The sequence below is a fragment of the Bradyrhizobium yuanmingense genome, assembly GCF_025200905.1.
GTDB classification, from domain to species: Bacteria; Pseudomonadota; Alphaproteobacteria; order Rhizobiales; family Xanthobacteraceae; genus Bradyrhizobium; species Bradyrhizobium yuanmingense.
Genome location: NZ_CP104173.1, coordinates 1,318,842 through 1,339,285, shown reverse-complemented (window position 1 = coordinate 1,339,285; position 20,444 = coordinate 1,318,842). Strand labels below are relative to the sequence as shown.

At 64.4% G+C, this 20,444-nt stretch carries 19 protein-coding genes, 1 other RNA gene and 1 pseudogene; 3 read left to right on the top strand and 18 right to left on the bottom strand.

Annotated features, from left to right (window positions below):
* Nucleotides 1-51 precede the first annotated feature (51 nt).
* A pseudogene (locus N2605_RS06280) lies at nucleotides 52-654 on the top strand (hypothetical protein); the annotation flags it as partial.
* A gap of 243 nt (nucleotides 655-897) precedes the next feature.
* Here N2605_RS06280 and ilvC read toward each other — a convergent pair.
* The 8 genes from ilvC to miaA form a co-directional block, all read right to left on the bottom strand.
* Nucleotides 898-1,917 carry a ketol-acid reductoisomerase gene (ilvC, locus tag N2605_RS06275; protein ID WP_036006621.1) on the bottom strand — a complete coding sequence of 340 codons (1,020 nt, stop codon included), beginning with the start codon at nucleotides 1,915-1,917 and terminating at the stop codon, nucleotides 898-900.
* Between the two features lie 133 nt (nucleotides 1,918-2,050).
* On the bottom strand, nucleotides 2,051-2,653 hold the full coding sequence (locus N2605_RS06270) for a LysE family translocator (RefSeq protein WP_036006650.1): 603 nt from the start codon (nucleotides 2,651-2,653) through the stop codon (nucleotides 2,051-2,053).
* A gap of 8 nt (nucleotides 2,654-2,661) precedes the next feature.
* A complete protein-coding gene (locus N2605_RS06265) occupies nucleotides 2,662-3,537 on the bottom strand; it encodes an EamA family transporter (RefSeq protein WP_260346101.1) in 876 nt (291 codons plus the stop codon).
* 49 nt (nucleotides 3,538-3,586) lie between these two features.
* A complete protein-coding gene (locus N2605_RS06260) occupies nucleotides 3,587-4,282 on the bottom strand; it encodes a class I SAM-dependent methyltransferase (protein ID WP_036006616.1) in 696 nt (231 codons plus the stop codon).
* 3 nt (nucleotides 4,283-4,285) lie between these two features.
* Entirely contained in the window at nucleotides 4,286-4,828 is a 543-nt protein-coding gene (gene ilvN / locus N2605_RS06255) for an acetolactate synthase small subunit (protein ID WP_018640841.1), read from the bottom strand.
* 22 nt (nucleotides 4,829-4,850) lie between these two features.
* On the bottom strand, nucleotides 4,851-5,822 hold the full coding sequence (locus N2605_RS06250) for a threonine dehydratase (protein ID WP_036006612.1): 972 nt from the start codon (nucleotides 5,820-5,822) through the stop codon (nucleotides 4,851-4,853).
* A 4-nt stretch (nucleotides 5,823-5,826) separates the two neighbouring features.
* Nucleotides 5,827-7,602 (bottom strand): acetolactate synthase 3 large subunit, encoded by a 1,776-nt coding sequence (locus N2605_RS06245; protein ID WP_225189715.1) that lies wholly within the window; start codon nucleotides 7,600-7,602, stop codon nucleotides 5,827-5,829.
* Between the two features lie 328 nt (nucleotides 7,603-7,930).
* A complete protein-coding gene (gene miaA / locus N2605_RS06240) occupies nucleotides 7,931-8,872 on the bottom strand; it encodes a tRNA (adenosine(37)-N6)-dimethylallyltransferase MiaA (protein WP_225137973.1) in 942 nt (313 codons plus the stop codon).
* Nucleotides 8,873-8,883: 11 nt separating this feature from the next.
* Between miaA and serB the strand changes: the two genes are divergently transcribed.
* Nucleotides 8,884-9,789 (top strand): phosphoserine phosphatase SerB, encoded by a 906-nt coding sequence (serB, locus tag N2605_RS06235; RefSeq protein ID WP_074448134.1) that lies wholly within the window; start codon nucleotides 8,884-8,886, stop codon nucleotides 9,787-9,789.
* A gap of 144 nt (nucleotides 9,790-9,933) precedes the next feature.
* Here the strand turns inward: serB and N2605_RS06230 are convergent, their stop codons facing one another.
* The 10 genes from N2605_RS06230 to N2605_RS06185 all read right to left on the bottom strand — a co-directional run bounded on the left by N2605_RS06230 (nucleotide 9,934) and on the right by N2605_RS06185 (nucleotide 19,424).
* On the bottom strand, nucleotides 9,934-11,451 hold the full coding sequence (locus N2605_RS06230; protein WP_225147803.1) for a Do family serine endopeptidase: 1,518 nt from the start codon (nucleotides 11,449-11,451) through the stop codon (nucleotides 9,934-9,936).
* Nucleotides 11,452-11,595: 144 nt separating this feature from the next.
* A complete protein-coding gene (locus tag N2605_RS06225) occupies nucleotides 11,596-11,802 on the bottom strand; it encodes a DUF2065 domain-containing protein (protein ID WP_025038031.1) in 207 nt (68 codons plus the stop codon).
* 67 nt (nucleotides 11,803-11,869) lie between these two features.
* A complete protein-coding gene (gene hflC / locus N2605_RS06220; RefSeq protein WP_036037453.1) occupies nucleotides 11,870-12,766 on the bottom strand; it encodes a protease modulator HflC in 897 nt (298 codons plus the stop codon).
* Nucleotides 12,763-13,899: an FtsH protease activity modulator HflK gene (hflK, locus tag N2605_RS06215; RefSeq protein ID WP_225141599.1), complete on the bottom strand. Its 1,137-nt coding sequence runs from the start codon at nucleotides 13,897-13,899 to the stop codon at nucleotides 12,763-12,765. The genes hflC and hflK overlap by 4 nt, the downstream gene beginning before the upstream one ends.
* 153 nt (nucleotides 13,900-14,052) lie before the next feature.
* Nucleotides 14,053-14,562, bottom strand: a complete 510-nt coding sequence (locus N2605_RS06210) for a dihydrofolate reductase (RefSeq protein ID WP_260346092.1) — start codon at nucleotides 14,560-14,562, stop codon at nucleotides 14,053-14,055.
* Nucleotides 14,562-15,047, bottom strand: a complete 486-nt coding sequence (locus N2605_RS06205) for a GNAT family N-acetyltransferase (RefSeq protein ID WP_260346091.1) — start codon at nucleotides 15,045-15,047, stop codon at nucleotides 14,562-14,564. Before N2605_RS06205 ends, N2605_RS06210 begins: the two co-directional genes overlap by 1 nt.
* 6 nt (nucleotides 15,048-15,053) lie before the next feature.
* Entirely contained in the window at nucleotides 15,054-15,848 is a 795-nt protein-coding gene (locus N2605_RS06200; protein WP_036006577.1) for a thymidylate synthase, read from the bottom strand.
* 173 nt (nucleotides 15,849-16,021) lie between these two features.
* Nucleotides 16,022-17,002 carry a tripartite tricarboxylate transporter substrate binding protein BugD gene (locus N2605_RS06195; protein ID WP_036006574.1) on the bottom strand — a complete coding sequence of 327 codons (981 nt, stop codon included), beginning with the start codon at nucleotides 17,000-17,002 and terminating at the stop codon, nucleotides 16,022-16,024.
* Between the two features lie 138 nt (nucleotides 17,003-17,140).
* The gene (locus tag N2605_RS06190) at nucleotides 17,141-18,655 is read right to left on the bottom strand and encodes a tripartite tricarboxylate transporter permease (protein WP_036006571.1); all 1,515 of its coding nucleotides are present in this window, start codon (nucleotides 18,653-18,655) and stop codon (nucleotides 17,141-17,143) included.
* A 7-nt stretch (nucleotides 18,656-18,662) separates the two neighbouring features.
* Entirely contained in the window at nucleotides 18,663-19,424 is a 762-nt protein-coding gene (locus N2605_RS06185) for a tripartite tricarboxylate transporter TctB family protein (protein WP_036006570.1), read from the bottom strand.
* A 587-nt stretch (nucleotides 19,425-20,011) separates the two neighbouring features.
* Here N2605_RS06185 and ssrA point away from each other — a divergent pair.
* Nucleotides 20,012-20,378: a transfer-messenger RNA gene (ssrA, locus tag N2605_RS06180) on the top strand.
* Nucleotides 20,379-20,444: the final 66 nt, after the last annotated feature.

Genomic DNA, 20,444 nt, shown 5'->3' with positions numbered 1-20,444 from the left:
GGCGCATTCACGCCAAATGTAATCGATGATTACATAGAGAGGGAGGTCGCCATGTCCGAACGTCGAAGCTGGCTCGAAGGCTGGCGCCTGCTGGCCGTTCTCTGCGTGAGCCTCGTCGCACTCAGCCTATGGATCGCCTCGATGCGGCAGTTCGAGGTCGAGGGCGTTCGCACGGTGATCCGCTTCACGGCGCGAAGCTCGCTCCTGTTGTTCTGCCTCGCCTTCAGCGCCGCGGCGCTGGCGCGGCTGTGGCCCAATGCCTGGACGCGCTGGCAGAAGCGCAACCGTCGCTATCTGGGCCTTAGCTTCGCGGCCTCCCACGCCATCCACGCGGCGGCGATCATGACGTTTGCCGGGATGGATCCGGCCGGATTTGCCGAGGCCACCTCGGCAGCCTCCTACGTCTTCGGCGGCATCGGCTACGGCTTCATCATCGCAATGGGCGCGACATCGTTCGACCGCACCGCCGCACTGATCGGCCCGCGCGCCTGGCGGGCCCTGCACCTTGTGGGCGGCTATTACCTCTGGCTCCAGTTCATGGTCTCGTTCGGCAAGCGCGTGCCGACGATGCCGCTCTATGCCGCCTTCCTGCTTCCGCTGCTCATCGTGCTGGCGCTGCGCATGATTGCGATGGCCCGCGATCCGCGTGGCAGACCGTCCCGGCGGGCTGATGCGACGCCGTATTTGGCAGGAGCCGAGCCGCTCAACTGCGCTTCAGGCCGCGGAAAGAATGAGAGAGCGATGTCTCGCCGAGACGAAAAGAGCGAGACCGCTGTTTGCGATCTCGCTCGACCATAGCCGCCAAGGTCCAAGATTTGGCTTGGCGAGCGAAGCTTGAATTTCGCTCGTCATTCCGGGGCGCGCGCTGAGCGCGAACCCGGAATGACGGCGCAGACGTCAGTTCTTGCTCTTGTCGACCAGCGCGCCCTTCTTGATCCAGGGCATCATGTCGCGCAGCTTCGCGCCGACTTCCTCGATCGGGTGCTCGGCGAGCTTGGCACGGGTCGCCTTGAACGAGGTCTGGTTGACCTTGTTCTCGAGCATCCAGTCGCGGGCGAACTTGCCGCCCTGGATGTCGGCCAGAACCTTGCGCATCTCCTTCTTGGTCTCGTCGGTGATGATGCGCGGGCCGGTGACGTACTCGCCGTACTCGGCGGTGTTGGAGATCGAGTAGTTCATGTTGGCGATGCCGCCTTCATAGATCAGGTCGACGATCAGCTTCACTTCGTGCAGGCACTCGAAATAGGCCATCTCCGGCGCATAGCCGGCTTCGACCAGGGTCTCGTAGCCGCCCTTGATCAGCTCGACCAGGCCACCGCAGAGCACCACCTGCTCGCCGAACAGGTCGGTCTCGCACTCTTCCTTGAACGTGGTCTCGATGATGCCGGCGCGGCCGCCGCCGATGGCGGAGGCGTAGGACAGGCCGAGGTCGTGGGCGTTGCCCGAGACGTCCTTCGCAATTGCGATCAGGCAGGGCACGCCGCCGCCGCGCTGATATTCCGAGCGCACAGTGTGGCCGGGGCCCTTCGGCGCGATCATCAGCACGTCGAGGTCGGCACGCGGATCGAGCAGGTTGAAGTGAACGTTGAGGCCGTGCGCGAACACCAGGGCAGCGCCCTTCTTCATGTTGTCGTGCAAGTGCTCGCGGTAGATGTCGCCCTGGAGCTCGTCCGGGGTCAGCATCATGACGAGGTCGGCCCATTTGGCAGCTTCCGCAACTTCCAGCACCTTGAAGCCGGCGGCTTCCGCCTTCTTCGCCGAAGCCGAACCCTTGCGCAGCGCAATGGCGACTTCCTTTACGCCGGAATCCTTCAGGTTGAGCGCATGGGCGTGACCCTGGCTGCCGTAGCCGACGATGGCGACCTTCTTGCCCTTGATCAGGTTCAGGTCGGCGTCGCGATCGTAATAAACACGCATAGGTCGTTTCCTCGTTCAGGGCCGAAATCGGCCAATGGTCAGTGTCCGAAGGGTGAAATTTGCGGATTTCGGGGGCTGTCTAGAGCATTTTCAGCCCTGAGGGAAACCCGTTTCTGCATGGAAATCCGCGACATCATGCATCCATGAAAACGGGGTAGAGGGAGGCCAGCAGCAGGATCGCCATCAGGATGTTGAAGGCGCGGACCAGCCGCTCGGAAGTCAGAACCGGCCGCAATGCGGTACCGAATAGCGCCCAGACTACCGTCGAGACCGTGCCGACGACGAGGCTGATCACGGTCTGAATGGCGATGTTGAGCGGGAATTGGGCGATCGCCGCATAGGCAGTGATGGTGCCGATCACGATCACCCAACCCTTGGCATTGATCCACTGGAACATGGCCGCGCCCCAGAAGGTCATGGGGCCGCGGCCATTCTCCTCGCCCGGCTTGGCCGGACCGGCCATGGCGATCACAGCGGCGAGATAGATCAGATAGGCGGCACCGGCATATTTCAGGATGGTCTGGAGGATCGGATAGGCCAGGAACACGGAGCCGAGCCCGAGGCCGACCGCGGCGACCATGAAGGCGAAACCGAGCACGATGCCGACGATGTGCGGGATGGTGCGCCGGAAGCCGTAGGTCAGGCCGGAGGACAGCAGCATGATGTTGTTCGGCCCGGGCGTGAAATACATCACGACCATGAAGACGAGGAAGGCGTAGAGCAGCGAGTAGGTCATCATCACCCTCACGCAGTCTTCGGTAGAACTTGCGGGCGCTTCGCCAGCACCATCACGGCGATCCCAAAGATCACGGTCAGCATGCCGGCGAGGCGCAGCGGCCCGAACCGTTCGCCGAACACGATGCTGGAGGCCGCCGAGCCCACGAACGGCACCAGCAGTGCGAACGGCACCACTTGTGCAGCCGGATAGTCGCGCAAGAGGCGGCCCCATAGCCAATAGGCGATGCTGGTGGAAATGCCGCCGAGCATCAGCACGCAGAGCGCCGATGTGAGCGACATGTGCGTCAGCGACGTCCAGGTCGGCGCCGGACCGTTGGCGATCAGCGCCAGCACGAACAGCGGCACGGCCGAGGCGAGACAGAGCCAGGCGAAGAGATCGAACATCGGCACGCCGCGGGCGCCGCGCAGCAACAGATTGCCGATGGCGAAGCTGAGCGGCGAGACCATCAGAACCGCGAAGGCGCCGACGCTGAAATCATAGCCGACGGTGCCGCAGATCATCAAAAGGCCCGCCGCGGCAACGACGATCCCCAGAGTCTGCACCGGCGTCGGCCGCTCACCGAACGCGAGCGCGGCAAAGCCGATCGTGAACAGCGCCTGGCTCTGCACCACGACGGAGGTCAAACCCACCGGCACGCCGTGGGCGATACCATAGGCCTGAGACAGGAACTGGCCGAGGAACAGCGTGAAGCTGATCGCGACCAGCAGTGACCAGGCGACCTTCGGCTTGGAAATGAACAGGCACGGCACCGCGGCGATGGTGAAGCGTAACGCCGTCATCAACTCCGGCGACAGCTCGTCGAGCGCGATCCGGCTCGCCACGAAGGCAAGCCCCCAGATGATCGCCACCATGACGGCGATGAGGATGTCGGCCGGCTTCATTGTTGTTTCCGGTTCTGCTTTGTCTCGCAGCCCTGTTTGTTGTTCTGGTCTAGCCTTGCTCGCCGGCTTTCGGTTTCCGCAGCAGATACGTGCCGTGCATCGGCGCGTGGTAGTCGGCCGCGACCAGGGTGAAGCCGACGTCGGTCAGCATCCGCTCCATCACCCAGCCGAAGGTGGAATATTCATCGCGCATGTGAGTCACCACGCCCTCGCGGGAGAAATCGTGGTTCTTGATCTGGAAGTCGGCCCATTGCTCGACGTCACGCTCGATCGCGTCGGGCATCGATGAGTAAACGATGTCGCGGAGATAAAATGTCGCCCCGGGCTTGAGGGCGCGAAAAATCCGCGACATCGCCACCGCCTTCCAGAAATCCGGCAGGTGGTGCAGCGTGAACTCGCTGACGATGAGATCGTAGGATTCCGGCCGGTAGGCGAAGCTGAGCAGGCCGGCGGATTGGGTGCGCACGGGCGCCTTGCGGTCGCGGGCGTAGATCTCGGCGAGCGCCAGCATGGCCGGCGAAATGTCGATGGCGTCGACGTCGGCCCCCATCAACGCCGCTTCGGTGGCGAGCACGCCGTTGCCGCAGCCGATATCGGCGATGCGCCAGCCGCGCTGGACCCCGAGCATCTTCAGCGCGGCGCGCGCGCGCAGATCGGCATCGTCATGGTTGTCGTAGATCGAGGCCACAGCGGGCTCGATCCCCATCCGGTTCCGCTCGTTGTAGTACCAGTCGCGCGCCAACATGGCTCACATCCCTTCAGGCCCGCGACCTATCGCGGCAACACCCGTGCGCGACACCTCGACGAGGCCGAGCGGGCGCATCAGATCGATATATTGATTGATCTTGTCCGTATTGCCTGTGATCTCGAACACAAAGCTCTCGGTGGTGGCGTCGATCACACGGGCGCGGAACGCATCCGCCAGCCTGAGCGCCTCGACCCGATGCTCGCCCTGCCCGCGCACCTTGACCATCGCCAACTCGCGCTCGATCGAGCGCTTGGTCTGGGTCATGTCGACGACCTGGTACACCGGGATCATGCGGTCGAGCTGGTTCTTGATCTGCGCGATCACCATCGGCGTGCCCGTGGTGACGATGGTGATCCGCGACAGATGCTTCTGGGCCTCGGTCTCCGAGACCGTGAGGCTCTCGATGTTGTAGCCGCGCCCCGAGAACAGGCCGATGACGCGCGCGAGCACGCCCGGCTCGTTCTGCACGAGCACCGCAAGCGTATGCGTCTCGTTGGGATCGTGACGGTCCTCGATGAAATAGGCGGATGCGGGCTGGTTCATTGTCGTCCCCTCTGTCTCTCCGTCACGCCGTCGCCGGCGCATCCGTCCCGACCCAACGGCGGAACAGATCGAAATCGATATTGCCGCCGGACAGCACGAGACCGACGCGCTTGCCCTTCAGCTTGCTCTTTTCCTGCAGCGCCGCCGCCAGCGCGGCAGCACCGGCGCCTTCGGCGAGATTGTGCGTGTCGGTCCAATAGGCGCGGATCGCGAGCGCGATCTCATCGTCCGTAACCTGGACGATGCGCGAGGCGCCCTTGCAAACAAGCGCAACAGCTTCCGCGTCCGGAAAGCGTGTCGCCACGCCATCGGCCAGCGTGTCACTAGTCTCGGTCGTTACGACCTTGCCGGCCGCGAACGAAAGCGCATATGACGGCGCCTCGGTCGATTGCACACCGATGATCTCCGTCTTCAGGCCCAGCAAGTCGCGCACCAGGATGCAGGCGCTGATACCGGAGCCCTGCCCGATCGGAACGTAGAGCACGTCGAGATCGGGCACCGCGCGGAACAGTTCCAGTGCGTAGGTCGCCACCCCCAGCACGAGGTCAGGGTGGAACGACGGCACCATGTGCAGGCCTTCGAACTGCGCGCGGCGCCCGGCTTCTTCGCGCGCCAGCTGGAAATCGTCGCCGTGCTCGACCAGATCGGCGCCGAACGCGCGCATGGCATGGTTCTTCTCAACCGAATTGCCTTTTGGCACGTAGATCACGGCGGGCACGCCGTGACGCCGCGCCGCGAAAGCAAGACTTTGGCCATGATTGCCGCGGGTGGCCGAGATGATGCCCGGCACGTTCGGCCGCTCTCGCTTCAGCCGATCGAGATAGACCAGGCCGCCACGCACCTTGAAGGCGCCGGTCGGCGTGTGGTTCTCGTGCTTGACCACGACCGCGGTGCCGAGCCGGCGGCTGAGCAACGGCCAAGCATGCGCCGGCGTCGCCGGCACCGCCTGCCCCACGATCGCATGTGCGCGCTCGAGTTCGTTCAGGTCGAACATGGCGTCACACCAACGCCTTGCCGCCGGCGAATGCCTTCGCAGTCGCCTCGTCGTTGGCCTGCTCCGGCAGCAGCATCTCGTTGTGGGCCTTGCCGGAGGGGATCATCGGGAAGCAGTTTTCGAGCGCCGCGACGCGGCAGTCGAACAGCACCGGGCGCTTGACCGAGATCATCTCCTTGATGGCGCCATCGAGATCGGCCGGCTTGTGCACCTGAAGCCCGACGGCGCCGTAGGCCTCCGCGAGCTTGACGAAATCCGGCAGCGCTTCGGAATAGGAATGCGACAACCGGTTGCCGTGCAACAGCTGCTGCCACTGGCGCACCATGCCCATGTACTGGTTGTTCAGGATGAAGATCTTGATCGGCAGCTCGTACTGAACCGCCGTCGACATCTCCTGCATCGTCATCTGCACCGAGGCATCGCCGGCAATGTCGATGACGAGGCTGTCGGGATGGGCCACCTGAACGCCGACCGCGGCCGGCAGGCCGTAGCCCATGGTGCCGAGACCGCCCGAGGTCATCCAGCGATGCGGCTCCTCGAAGCCGTAGAACTGCGCCGCCCACATCTGATGCTGGCCGACCTCGGTCGTGATGTAGGTATCCTTGCCGCGCGTCTGCTCGAACAAGGCCTGGATCGCGTGTTGCGGCAGGATGACGTCGCTGCTCTTCTTGTAATAGAGCGAGTTGCGGGCGCGCCATTGCGCAATCTGCTGCCACCACGACTTGATGTCGGGCTTCTTCGCCTCCGCCTTGAACACCTGGAGGATGTCGCCGAGGACGTTGCCGCAATCGCCGATGATCGGCACGTCGACGCGGATGTTCTTGTTGATCGAGGACGGATCGATGTCGATGTGGATCTTCTTCGAGCCGGGCGAAAACGCATCGACGCGGCCGGTGATGCGGTCGTCGAAGCGCGCGCCGACGCACAGCATGACGTCGCAATCATGCATGGTCATGTTGGCTTCATAGGTGCCGTGCATGCCGAGCATGCCGAGCCAGTTCTTGCCCGACGCCGGATAGGCGCCGAGGCCCATCAGCGTCGAGGTGATCGGGAAGCCGGTGACCTCAACCAGCTCGCGCAAAAGCCTGGTCGCCTCGGAGCCGGAATTGATGACGCCGCCGCCGCTGTAGATCACGGGACGCTTGGCGTTCGCGAGCAGCGAGACCGCCTTGCGGATCTGCGTCGCATCGCCCTTCACGCGCGGCGCGTAGGAGCGGTGCACGTCGGACTTGCGCGGGGGATGGTAAGTGCCGGTGGCGAACTGCACGTCCTTGGGAACGTCGACCAGCACCGGGCCCGGACGGCCCGAGGTGGCGACGTAGAAGGCCTCATGCAGCACCTTGGCGAGATCGTTGACGTCGCGCACCAGCCAATTGTGCTTGGTGCAGGGCCGCGTGATACCGACGGTGTCGCATTCCTGGAACGCGTCGTTGCCGATCAGATGCGTCGGCACCTGGCCGGAGATACAGACCAGCGGAATGGAGTCCATCAGCGCATCCGTCAGCGGCGTCACCATGTTGGTAGCGCCGGGGCCGGAGGTCACCAGCGCAACGCCCGGCTTGCCGGTGGAACGCGCATAGCCCTCGGCGGCATGGCCCGCGCCCTGTTCGTGGCGGACCAGGATGTGCTGGACCTCGCTCTGCTGGAAGATCTCGTCATAGATCGGAAGCACCGCGCCGCCGGGATAGCCGAAAATGTCGGTCACGCCGTGATCGATGAGTGCGCGGACGATCATCGCGGCGCCGGTCATCTGGTTCGGATCGTGGCTCTTGTCGCTCATTGGCTTGCTCCGGATGCGCTGTTGTCAGCGGCTTCATTCGTGTCGGGTTCGGGAAATAAAAAAGGCCCCGAAGAGGGCCCATGCACACCGCCTGTCATGTGGATGGCAGCTAGCCACCCCCGGCGGTGTGCCTGGGTACGACGGCGATAAGGAGTTTGGTAATAATGTTACGCATGGCGGGCGCTCGGCTTCCCAAAGGTTGCGCGAAACATAGCGGCCAAACCTTGGATGTCAAGGCAATGCGGCTGTTCCCGCGCGATTTCGGCAGTGTAGCGGTGTTCCCCGGGTTCGGCGAGAGGTAAATTCGGGAACCCGGCACAAAAGCGCGTCAGTCGGTGCGCCGTTCCGCCGGCACGGCCGCGGCGAGCCATCCGCTCGCTTGCTCCGGCCTCACCCATTCGAAGTCCGGCAGCTGGTGCCGGAACCAGGTGAATTGCCGCTTGGCGTAATGGCGCGTATCGGCGCGGCCAATGCTGGCGGCCTCCTCCAGGCTGAGCTCGCCGCGCAGGTGCCGGATCAAGGATGGCACGCCATGGGCCTTCATGGCCGGCAGCAGCGGATCGAGATGCCTGGCGGCGAGCCGCTCGACCTCCTCGAGCGCGCCGGCGCCCAGCATGGCATCGAAACGGGCATCGATGCGGGCATAGAGCTCGTCACGTTCGGGCGCGAGGAAGACCGCGCGAAATCTGTCCTTGGGCAATAGCGGTGGCTGTCCCTCCCGCTGCCAATCGAGCAGCGAACGGCCGGTTGCCTCGATCACCTCGAGCGCGCGGGCGATGCGGGTGCGGTCGCGCAGGTTCAATCGCTCGGCCGCGCGCGGATCGCGGACTGCGAGTTCCGCGTGCAGCGCTTCGACGCCGTTCCGTTCCAGCCGCGCGCGCACATCCTCGCGCAGCTCGGCGGGGATCGGCGGCACCGCGGAGAGACCTGTGGTCAGCGCCTTGAAATAGAGCCCGGTGCCGCCGATGAAGATCGGCAGCTGTCGCTGCGCCCTCGCCTCGTCGAGCGCCTTCGCCGCATCGCTTACCCAGGCACCGGCCGAGAAATTCACGGCGGCATCGACGTGGCCATAGAGACGATGCGGCACGAGCGCCTCGTCCGCCGCGGTCGGCCGCGCCGTGATGATGCGGAGGTCACGATAGACCTGCATGGAATCGGCATTGATGACGACGCCGCCGGCGGCACGCGCAAGCTCCAGCGCCAGCGCCGACTTGCCGCTGGCGGTCGGGCCTGCGATAAGCACGGCCTTGCTGGAATACCCCTCGCTCACGAAAACCTCAAATGTCCCTCGTCGCCACGCTGATCTGCAACCCTGACAATCCCGCGCTCGACTCGACCATCGTCGATGGCGCCCGCGCCGTGCTGCCGCAGGCGGCGCCCGCGCACTGGCTGTTCGACGGGGTTGCGGTCGACATCCCCTTCGGCGCGGACAGTAACCTCGAAGGCGACCGCAACGCCATCGAGCAGCGGCTCCGCGAGCTCCGCGGCGATTTGCCCATCGACATCGTCGTGCAGCCTGTCGGCTTCCGGCGCAAGAAGCTTTTTCTCGCCGACATGGATTCCACCATGATCGGCCAGGAATGCATCGACGAGCTCGCCGATTTCGTCGGGGTCAAGGCGCATGTCGCTGCCATCACCGAGCGTGCGATGCGCGGCGAGATCGAGTTCGAGCCGGCGCTGCGCGAGCGCGTCGCGCTGCTCAAGGACCTGCCCGCCAGCGCGGTCGACGAAGTCCTGGCCAAGCGCATCACGCTGACGCCGGGCGGCCGCGAGCTGGTCGCCACCATGCGCGCGAACGGCGCCTATACCTGCCTCGTCTCTGGCGGCTTTACGCTATTCACGAGCGCGGTCGCCGCCAAGATAGGTTTCCAGGAGAACCGCGCCAACGAGCTCGTCGTGCGCGACGGCAAGTTCACCGGGGAAGTGAAGGAGCCGATCCTGGGCCGCGCGGCGAAGCTCGCGACCTTGGTGGACCTGATGGAATCGTTCGATCTCGACGACATCGACTCGGTCGTGGTCGGCGACGGCGCCAACGATCTCGCGATGATCCAGGCCGCGGGTCTGGGCGTGGCCTATCACGCCAAGCCGGCGGTGGCTGCCGCCGCGGCCGCGCGGATCGATCACGGCGATCTCACTGCGCTGCTGTATGCGCAGGGGTATCGGCGGGACGAGTTCGTGGAGGGGTAAAGCCTCCCCTCTCTCTGTCATCGCCCGCGAAGGCGGGCGATCCAGTATTCCAGAGACAGCGAAGCTAGAACCGAGAAGCCGCGGCGTACTGGATGCCCCGCCTTCGCGGGGCATGACAGTTGAATGTGGCGCGAACAGCGCCCACTACTGCACGCTCAGCGCGACGAACCGCAGCTCGCCCTCGCCGTTCGAGACCAGCAGCAGCACCGATTTCTTGCCGTCCTTCTTGAGCTGATCGACCCGCTTCTGGATGTCGGCGCCGCTCGACACCGCCTCCTGCGCCACCTCGACGATGACGTCGCCGGCGGACAGACGCTTATCGGCGGCGTCCGAATTGGTGTCGACATTGGTGACGACCACGCCCTTGACGCTGTCCTTGATCTTGTAGCGCGTGCGCAGATCCTTGCTCAGCGTAGCAAGATCGAGGCCCAGCGCTTTCTGCGTCACCGGCTTCTCCGGCGCCGGCTCGTCGGTCTTCACCGCGGCCTGCACCTTGTCGGGATCCTGCAGGCGGCCGAGCGTGACCTTCTTGATCTCTTCCTTGCCCTTGCGGATGATGACGACGTCGACCTCCTTGCCGACCGCGGTGTCGGCGACGACGCGGGACAGGTCCTTCGGGTCCTTGACGTCCTTGCCGTCGAACTTGACGACGACGTCGCCGGGCTCGATGCCGGCGGGCTTGGCCGGGCCCTTGTCGTCGACACCGGCGACCAGCGCGCCCCGCGCGGGCTTGATGTTGAGGCTTTCGGCGATCTCGTCGGTGACGCTCTGGATGCGCACGCCGAGCCAGCCGCGGCGCAGCTCGCCGAACTGGCGGAGCTGGTCGACGACGCCCACCACCGTCTTCGACGGCACGGCGAAGCCGATGCCGATGGAGCCGCCGGACGGCGAGATGATCAGCGTGTTGACGCCGATGACGTCGCCGTCGAGATTGAACAGCGGGCCGCCGGAATTGCCGCGGTTGATGGATGCGTCGGTCTGGATGTAGCTGTCGTACGGCCCGGAGGAGATGTCACGGTTCTTGGCCGAGACGATGCCGGCAGTCACCGTGCCTCCCAGGCTGAAGGGATTGCCGATTGCGACCACCCAGTCGCCGAGGCGCAGCTTGTCGCTGTCGCCGAACTTGACCGCGACCAGCGGCTTCGTCGGCTTGATCCTGAGCACAGCGAGATCGGTCTTCTTGTCGACGCCGACCAGCTCGGCCTTGATCTTGGTGCCGTCGTTGAGGATGACGTGGATCTCGTCGGCGTCCGCAATGACGTGGTTGTTGGTGACGACGACGCCCGCGGTGTCGATGATGAAACCGCTTCCGAGCGAATTGGTCTTGCGCGGCGCGCTGTTCTCGCCGCCCTTGCTGCCGCCGCCGGGCCCTCGGCGGTTCTTGAAGAAATCGTCGAAGAACTCTTCGAAGGGTGAACCGGGCGGCAGCTGCGGCATCGAGTTGCTGCCCCCGCCCTTGGCTTCGACGTTCTGCGAGGTCGAGATGTTGACGACCGCGTCGATCACCTTCTCGGCGACGTCGGCGATGCCATCCGGTCCACGCGCATGGGCCGGCGCGCCGAACGCGCTGCAAGCACCGATGGCGAGCGCAACCAGCCCAAGTCGAACACCAAATCGCGCGCGGCGGCGCGAGCAGGACGGGGCATTGGTGGCAGCGGTCATTGTGATCTCCAGGCGAAAGGGATTCGGCGCCAGACTGCGCTCGAACGGGGGCGCGGCGCAAGCGCGGAGCTTATCGGGCCTCAAGAGCCCGATAATACGGCGAAAACCAGTCTGGCGCCTTCACTTTGGCGTTGGGCCGAAGGCCTAAATCGGGCGCCGCATAACCCAGATCAGGACCAGGCCGGCCACGGCCGAGCCGATCCCGACCGCCCGCAGGATGTTGTCCGGCGTGGCGATGGCGCTTTTCATGGCTTTGCGCATCCAGTTTGGACTGGCCGCGAACATCAAGCCTTCGAGGACGAACAGGATGCCTAGGCCGATGAGGAAGTCGGCGAACGCAATGGACCTCATCGGAATGGAACCTCCCGCTGTTCTTGTCTGGACGAAGGGCGGCGAAATCCGCCGCCCTTTGTCTGGCTTACGGCTTCGCCTGCGTCTCGGTTGGCGTCCTGCCTGAGGGGCTACCGAAGTACCGGAAGAAATCCGACTCCGGCCGGAGCAGGAAGCGGGTATCGTTCGCACGCAACCCGTTCTCATAGGCCGTCATCGACCGGTAGAAGGCGAAGAAGTCGGCGTCCTTGCCGTAGGCTTCTGCAAACAGGCGGTTGCGTTCGGCATCGCCCGCACCACGGGTCTGCTCAGCCTGCGAATTGGCCTCAGCGATGATGACGGTCGCCTCGCGGTCGGCCCTGGACCTGATCTCCTGGGCCTTCTGCCCACCCTGTGCCCGGAACTCGGCGGCCTCGCGCTCACGCTCGGTCTTCATGCGCAGGTAGACCGCCTGGCTGTTCTGCTCCGGCAGGTCGGCGCGGCGGATCCGGACGTCGACGACCTGAATGCCGTAGCCATCGGCCTCGCGGTCGAGCTGGTCGCGAATGCGCAGCATCAGCTTCTCGCGGTCGTCGCGCACCACGTTGATGAAGGTCACCTCGCCGAGCACGCGGCGCAGCGCCGCGTTCAGGAGCGTGGTGAGCTGGATGTTGGCGGCCTGGATCGAGCCGACGCTCTGATAGAAGCGCAGTGCGTCCTTGATGCGGTAGCGCGCGAAGGCGTCGACCACGAGCCGCTTCTGGTCGGAGGCGATCGCCTCCTGCGACGGGTTCTCCAGATCGAGTATCCGCTTGTCGATGTTGATCACCGAGTTCCAGGGCGCCTTGAAGTGCAGGCCGGGCGCGGTGACGACGTCGACCGGCCTGCCGAACTGGAGCACGATCGTCTGCTCGGTCTGCTGCACGGTAAACAACGACATATAGCCGACGATCACGACGAACAGGAGGGCGAGCAGCGTGACAAAACCTGTGACCGGAGACTTCATCGGGTGCCTCCGCTCGACTGCGGACCGGTCGTAGGTGTCCGCTTTGGCGCCAGTTCGGGAAGCGGCAGATAGGGCACGACGCCCTGGCCCGAGGGGCCACCATCATAGACGAGCTTGTCAGCCCCGCCGAGCACGCGCTCCATCGTCTCCAGGTAGATCCGTTCACGCGTCACGTCGGGCGCCTTCTTGTATTCCTCGTAAACCTTCAGGAAGCGTGCACTCTGGCCCTTGGCCTCGGCGACAGCCTGTTCCCTGTAACCTTCGGCATCCTGCTGGATCTTGGCCGCGCGTCCACGCGCCTGGGGGACAACCTGGTTGGCATAGGTCTGCGCTTCGTTCTGCAGCTGCTCCTGATTGGCGCGGGCCGCCTGGACGTCGCGGAAGGCGTCGATCACCTGCGCGGGCGGATCGACCTTCTGCATCTGCACCTGGGTGATCTGAATGCCGGCACCATAGCTGTCCAAGGTCCTCTGGATCAGCTCGTGCACGTTCTGCTCTGTGACGTTGCGCGCTCCGGTCAGGATCGGCTGGATCTGAGACCGGCCGATCACCTCGCGCATCGCACTCTCGGCGACCGCCTTCACGGTACCCTCGGGGTTCTGGATGTTGAAGAGGAAATCACCGACACCGTCCGGCTTGATGCGCCAGAGCACGGTGAAATCAACGTCGACGATGTTCTCGTCGCCGGTCAGCATCAGGCTCTCTTCCGGCACGTCCCGAATGGAGCGGCCGCGCCGCGCCGGATCCTCGATCACCGTCATGCCGATCGAGGTGGTGTTGACGCGCAGCGCCTTCGGCAGCAGCACGGTCTCGATCGGATAAGGCAGATGATAGTTCAGACCCGGCTGCACGGTGCGGACGTGCTTGCCGAAACGCATCACCACGCCGAGCTCTTCGGACTGCACGCGGAAGAAGCCCGACAGCAGCCAGAATGCGACGATCAGCAGAATGATCAGCGTGATGCCGACGCCGGAGAAATAACCGCCCGGCATGATCTGCTGGAGGCGGTCCTGGCCGCGCCGCAGAAGGTCTTCCAGATCCGGCGGCCTCGGCCCGACCGGTTGCGGGCCTGAGCCCCACGGTCCCTTTGGACCCGAGCCCCACGGGCCACCGCCCTGATTCTTCCACGGCATTCGACGTTCTCCTCGGCAGGGTGGAATTGCCACCGCCCGCTTTGTCCGGTCCGGCTTTATAGGGGACAGGCAAGTCCCTTACAACGCAGCCCTGACCGTCTTCCGAGCTATGCTCGGGCACGAAAAAGTCAATGTAAACATTGGCAAAAGCGGTTAATGGCCGCGCCGCCGACGATATGTCACATAGGACAGGTCGGCGCTGTCGTCGGGGCCGGCCGGATGGCGGATGCGTTCGACCTCGTCCCATTCCGCCTTGTCGATTTCAAAATGCGTGTCCCCTTCTGGGCGCGCGTGCACTTCGGTGATCTCGAGACGATCGGCACGACCGAGCCATTGCCAGTAGATCTCGGCGCCGCCGATCACCGCGATCTCAGTGACCGAACGCCGCAGAGCGTCGCCGCGCGCGACTGCCTCCGCATCCGCTGGCGATGTCGTGACGATGGCCCCATTGGCGCGATAGGCCGGATCGCGCGTGACCACGATGTTGGTGCGGCCCGGCAGCGGCCGGCGCAGGGTCTCGAAGGTCTTGCGGCCCATGATCACAGGCTTGCCGATCGTCAGCGCCTTGAAGCGCGCCATATCGGACTTCAATCGCCACGGCATCGCATTGCCCGCGCCGATGACGCCATTCTCTGCGATGGCGACGACGAAGACGATCTCCATCAGGCAGAGCTCCCGGCAAGCTGGGTCAGCGCAGGCCCGGTGACCCGGCACAGCGTCCAGTCGTCCATCATGACCGCGCCGATCGATTTGTAGAACGCGATCGAGGGTGCGTTCCAGTCGAGGACCGCCCATTGCAGGCGCGACCAGCCGCTGTCGACGCATTCCCCGGCGAGATAGGCCAGCAGCGCCTTGCCGAGGCCCTTGCCCCGATGCGACGGCCGCACATAGAGATCTTCGAGATAGATGCCGTGACGGCCGCTGAAGGTGGAGAAATTGAGAAACCACACCGCGAAGCCGACCGGCTCACGGTTCCACTCCGCGATCGCGCAATAGAGCTGCGGCCTCTCGCCGAACAGCGCGTCGGCGATGTCAGCCTCGGTCGCTTCGACCTCGTGCGACAGCTTTTCGTACTCGGCGAGCTCGCGGATGAAGGAGAGAACGAGCCCGGCTTCCTCAGGCCGTGCACGGCGGATGGTGAGCGACATAGGGCGCTAGACCGCCACTTCCGCCTTAATGTGCGGATGCGGATCGTAGCCGACGAGCTCGAAGTCTTCGTAGCGGAAAGAGAAGATGTCCTTTACCTCAGGATTGATCCGCATCACCGGCAGCGCGCGCGGCGCGCGGCTGAGCTGCAGCCTCGCCTGCTCCAGATGGTTGGAATAGAGATGAGTGTCGCCGAGCGAGTGCACGAAGTCGCCGGGCTTCAGGCCTGTGACCTGCGCGACCATCATGGTGAGCAGCGCGTAAGAGGCGATGTTGAAGGGCACGCCGAGAAACACGTCGGCCGACCGCTGATAGAGCTGGCAGGACAGCTTGCCGTTCGCGACATAGAACTGGAACAGCAGGTGGCAGGGCGGCAGCGCCATCTTCTCGACGTCGGCCGGATTCCAGGCGGTGACGATCAGGCGGCGGGAATCAGGCGTGCGCTTGATCATGTCGATGACATTGGCGATCTGGTCGATGCTGCGCCCGTCGGCCGCGGGCCAGGAGCGCCATTGATGGCCGTAGACCGGGCCGAGATCGCCATTGGCGTCCGCCCACTCGTCCCAAATGGTGACGCCGTTGTCGCGCAGATATTTGATGTTGGTGTCGCCCTTCAGGAACCAGAGCAGTTCATGCACGATCGCCTTCAGCGGCAGCCGCTTGGTCGTCAGCATCGGGAAGCCGGCCGACAAATTGAAGCGCATCTGATGGCCGAACACCGAGAGCGTGCCGGTGCCGGTCCGGTCGGTCTTCTCGGCGCCGTCGGAAAGAATCCGCTCGAGCAGGTCCTGATACTGGTGCATGTTGCGACTGAGCCTTTGGGGAGGCGGCGAACTTAACGACACCCCCCGCGCTACGACAGCGGCGATTCGCTGTCGCCGTCGATTATACCCGGAAAAGTGAGTGTTCCCGGCACAAACAGCAAGGGGCGGAACTCAGCGTTCCGCCCCTCGCCTAGCGCCTTGATCGCCTTCGCTTAATTCGCCGGCTTGAGCACCGGGCTCCACTTCGCGATCTCGCTCTTGACGAGGGTCGCCAGCGCCTCCTGGGTTCGGTCCTTCGGCGCGGGGATGACGCTGCCGAGCTCGAGCAGGCGCTTCTTCACCGTCTCGTCGTCGAGCGCCTTGACGGCGGCGGCGTTCACGCTTGCCACGATCGCGGGCGAGGTTCCCTTGGGCGCGAACATCGCGTTCCAGGCCTGAGCCTGGAATGCCGGCAGGCCGGCTTCCGCCGTGGTCGGCACGTTCGGCAGCGACGGGTTTCGTTCGGCCGTGGCGATCGCATAGGCCTTGATGGTGCCGGCATTGATCTGCGGGACGGCGTTGACGATCTGGTCGCACATGTAGTCGACCTGACCCGCCACCAGCGCGTTCATCGCAGGTCCCGTGCCGTTGAACGGCACGCCGACGGGCTTGATGTCGAGGATGGAGTGGAGGAGTTCGCACGAGACGTGCGAAACCGAACCGACGCCTGCATGCGCGGCATTCACCTTCTCGGCATTCGCCTTCACATAGGTGACGAACTCCTTGAGATCCTTCGGCGGAAAGTCCTTGCGCGCCAGGATCAGGATCGGCGTGCCGGCCAGCAATGCGATCGGCTCGAAGTCCTTCTCGGGGTGATAGGCCAGCTTCGGATAGAGCGGCACGGAGGCGGCATGCGTGCCCATATGCCCGGTGATCAGCGTATAGCCATCGTTGGCCGCACGCGCGGCACGCGTCGTGGCGGTGGTGCCGCCGGCACCGACCACGTTCTCGATGATGATGCTCTGCCCCAGCGTTTGCGCCATGTGCCCGGTGACGATGCGTGAGATCACGTCAGTCGGCCCGCCGGCTGCGAACGGGACGATCACGGTAATGTTGCGCGTCGGATAGGTCTGCGCCTCAGCCGTTGCGATGAAGGCGCCCAGCGATGCTATCGCTGCTGCACATGCGCCTGTAAGCGCGCGAATGAACGTCATGGCGATCCTCCCTTTGGACACAATAAAATGCCGGCCCAAAGGCCGGCATTTCCATTTCACAAAGCCGTAACACAAGTCGATTCGACTTCCGAATGCGGCGCGCCGACGCAGGACCGAGCCGACTCGGCGCGCACGACCTCAGTTCTCGGACTCGGTGAACACCTCGTCGCGCTTGGCGCGCAATACAGGTAGCACCGTAAGGACGAGCAGGCTTGCCGCGACCGCAAGCAGCACCGCCGACAACGGGCGCGTCAGGAACACGCTCCAGTCGCCACGCGAGATCAGCAGCGCCCGGCGCAGGTTCTCCTCCATCAGCGGTCCTAGCACCATGCCGAGCAGCAACGGCGCCGGCTCGAAATCGTGCTTGATCAGCCAATAGCCGACGAGACCGAAGACGCCCGCGAGGATGACGTCGACCGGCGCGTTGTTCACCGAATAGATGCCGATCGCGCAGAAGATCACGATCGAGGGGAACATCAGCCGATAGGGCACGCGCAACAGCCGCACCCAGATTCCGACCAACGGCAGGTTGATGATGATCAGCATCAGATTGCCGATCCACATCGAAGCGATCATGCCCCAGACCAGATCCGGCTGCTTCTGCATCACCTGCGGACCGGGCACGATGCCGTGGATGGTCATCGCGCCCACCATCAGCGCCATCACAGCGTTCGGCGGGATGCCGAGGGTGAGCAGCGGAATGAACGAGGTCTGTGCCGCGGCATTGTTGGCACTCTCCGGCCCCGCCACGCCCTCGATCGCGCCGCGGCCGAACCGGGACGGGGTCTTTGAGAGCTTCTTCTCGAGCGTGTAGGCCGCGAAGGACGCGATCACCGCGCCGCCGCCGGGCAGGATGCCGAGGATCGAGCCGAGCACGGTGCCGCGCAGGATCGGCGGCGTCGCATCGCCGAGGTCCTTCCTGGTGGGCATCAGTCCGGTGATCTTCTGCTGCACCAGATCGCGGTTCATTTCGGCGCCGTGGTCGAGGTTGCGGATGATCTCGGCAAAGCCGAACACGCCCATCGCCACGGTCGCAAAGCCGAGACCGTCGGCGAGCTCGGGAATGTTAAAGGCCATGCGCGAGGCGCCGGTCTCGATGTCCGAACCGACCATTGAGAGCAGCAGTCCGAACACGATCATCGCAATCGCCTTCAGCACCGAGCCCTTGGCCAGCACCACCGCGAAGATCAGGCCGAGCACCATCAGCGAGAAATATTCGGCCGGGCCGAACGCCAGCGCGAGTTTCGTCAGCGGCGCGCCGAGCAGTGCGATCAGGATGGTCGCAACGCAGCCGGCGAAGAACGAGCCGATCGCGGCGATCGCGAGCGCCGGACCGGCGCGGCCCTGCTTGGCCATCTGGTGACCGTCGATGGCGGTCACGACCGATGTCGCCTCACCGGGTATGTTGACCAGGATCGACGTGGTCGAGCCGCCATATTGCGCGCCGTAATAGATGCCGGCGAGCATGATCAGCGCGCCGACCGGCGGCAGCCCGAAAGTGATCGGCAGCAGCATCGCGACGGTGGCGATGGTGCCGATGCCAGGGAGAACGCCGACCAGCGTTCCGACCAGGGCGCCGATCAGGCACATCAACAGGTTGATCGGGGTGAACGCGACGGCGAAGCCGTGAGCAAGATTGGCAAAGATATCCATCACGCCCTCACTGGATCAGGAAACGCGGATACATCGGCATCGGCAGCCCGAGCACATAGGGAAACAGGATTGCGCAGCCGACCGTCAGGCAGGCGCCGACGATCACCGCTTCCAGCCAGCGCGTCTCGTGCGAGCCCGTCGCCGCGATCATGAAGCTCGAGAAGGCCGTGACAACGAGACCGAGGGACCGGATCGACAGGGCGAAGAACAGGATCGCCGCCACCACGAACAGCGGCCCGCGCCAGGAATAATGCGCAAGCGCCGGTCCCTCCGTGATCAGGCCGGTCAAGGCGATGCCGGCAGACAGGGCAACCAGCAGCCCGCCGAACATACGTGGCGCAGTGCCCGCACCGAAGGAGAAGCCACGCATGCCCTGCAAATCGCTCGATGCCCACAGCGCAAACAGGGCAACGGCCATCAGCACGACGCCGCCGACATAATCTTGCGCCGAGCGGATGGTCATAAACAGCGTGAGGATCGCCACCGCAAACAGCGGATAGGAATAGATCAGCGCCAGCAGCACCTCGGACGACATCTTCTTGGCGCCGCCGCCGAATGATCCGAAGAGGGCGCTCGGCGCGCCGGCCAGCAGCGCCGTCGCATGACCGGTGACGACCGCCGCCGGACCGCGGCCGGTCCCCCAGCCGAAAATCGTCCCGATCGACCAGATCAATTCGAAAATCTGCGGCGCAATCGCCAGCAGACAAAAGCCGAGCGCCACCCGGGTGTTTCGGGTGGCCGTCGCTGAGTGGCCCATCGTGTCGGCCATGCCTGTCTCCTCCGCGACCTGTAAGTCACGAGCACTGTTGTTCTAAATCGGCTGGAACTGGATACCCGCCCGGATCACTGCCTAGCGATTTTCATCAGACAATGCCAGCAAAACCCAACACGCCGCGGTAAGCAAAAGCCAGAGGGGATTGATGCGCGAGATGGACGCGACCACTGCAACCATCGCGGTCAGACGCAGTGCAGCAATTGCTGGATCGGCCCGATTAACGTCACGATAAGCGTTCGGACCTGGCAAGTCCTGCGAGGTCGGACCGGTGTCCTGGTCGGCCTCTGGTGCTTCGCCTCAACCGCGGTGCAGTGGGTCTCGCGCACTGCCGGCGCAGCGGCGACGGCGAAGAGCGAGATCGGGCCGAAGTGGAGATCACGCGGCTCGTCACGCTGCTACTTTCCGCCGCAGGAAATTGAACGTCGCTGAGACTGACATTGTCCGTTCGCTGGAGCAGCAGCGTTTCATTATGCGCAAGGATTCGGCACATCGGGCTGGCGACCTCTGGCAAAGGCCAGAGCCGCGATAGGCCCGGCACTCCGAAGCCTATCCAAAGGGAACCGCGGGATCGCGCCTCCAACCCTCTGTTTTTCGAAAGCTTTGCCCCCTATATTGGGGGTGCCGGTTCGCCGGCTATGGAAATAAACGGTCGTCGCAATAAACCATTCGGACCCGGGGGCGGTACCCGGCGCCTCCACCAAAGCCCACCATCGGGCGTGCCCGAAGCTGGGCTTTGGCGGGGGCGAAATAGGATCGACGAGGGCGTAAAGGGCGTACTTTTTCCCGGTATTGTTCCGCCGTTATCGGGCTACTGCAATAGTTGCCAACGACAACTTTGCTCCGGTTGCTCAGGCTGCGTAACGCAGTTTGAAAGACCACTCTAAAGTCCTAGTGGGTTAAGCTCCGCTAGGCGGGGTTCGGAGGCACCTGGCAACAGAAGCCTCCACTTTACTCTTTGATTCTTCCCCGGCGGGGACTCCTGCTCGCCCGTCAGGCGCGGTACTATTGCGACTT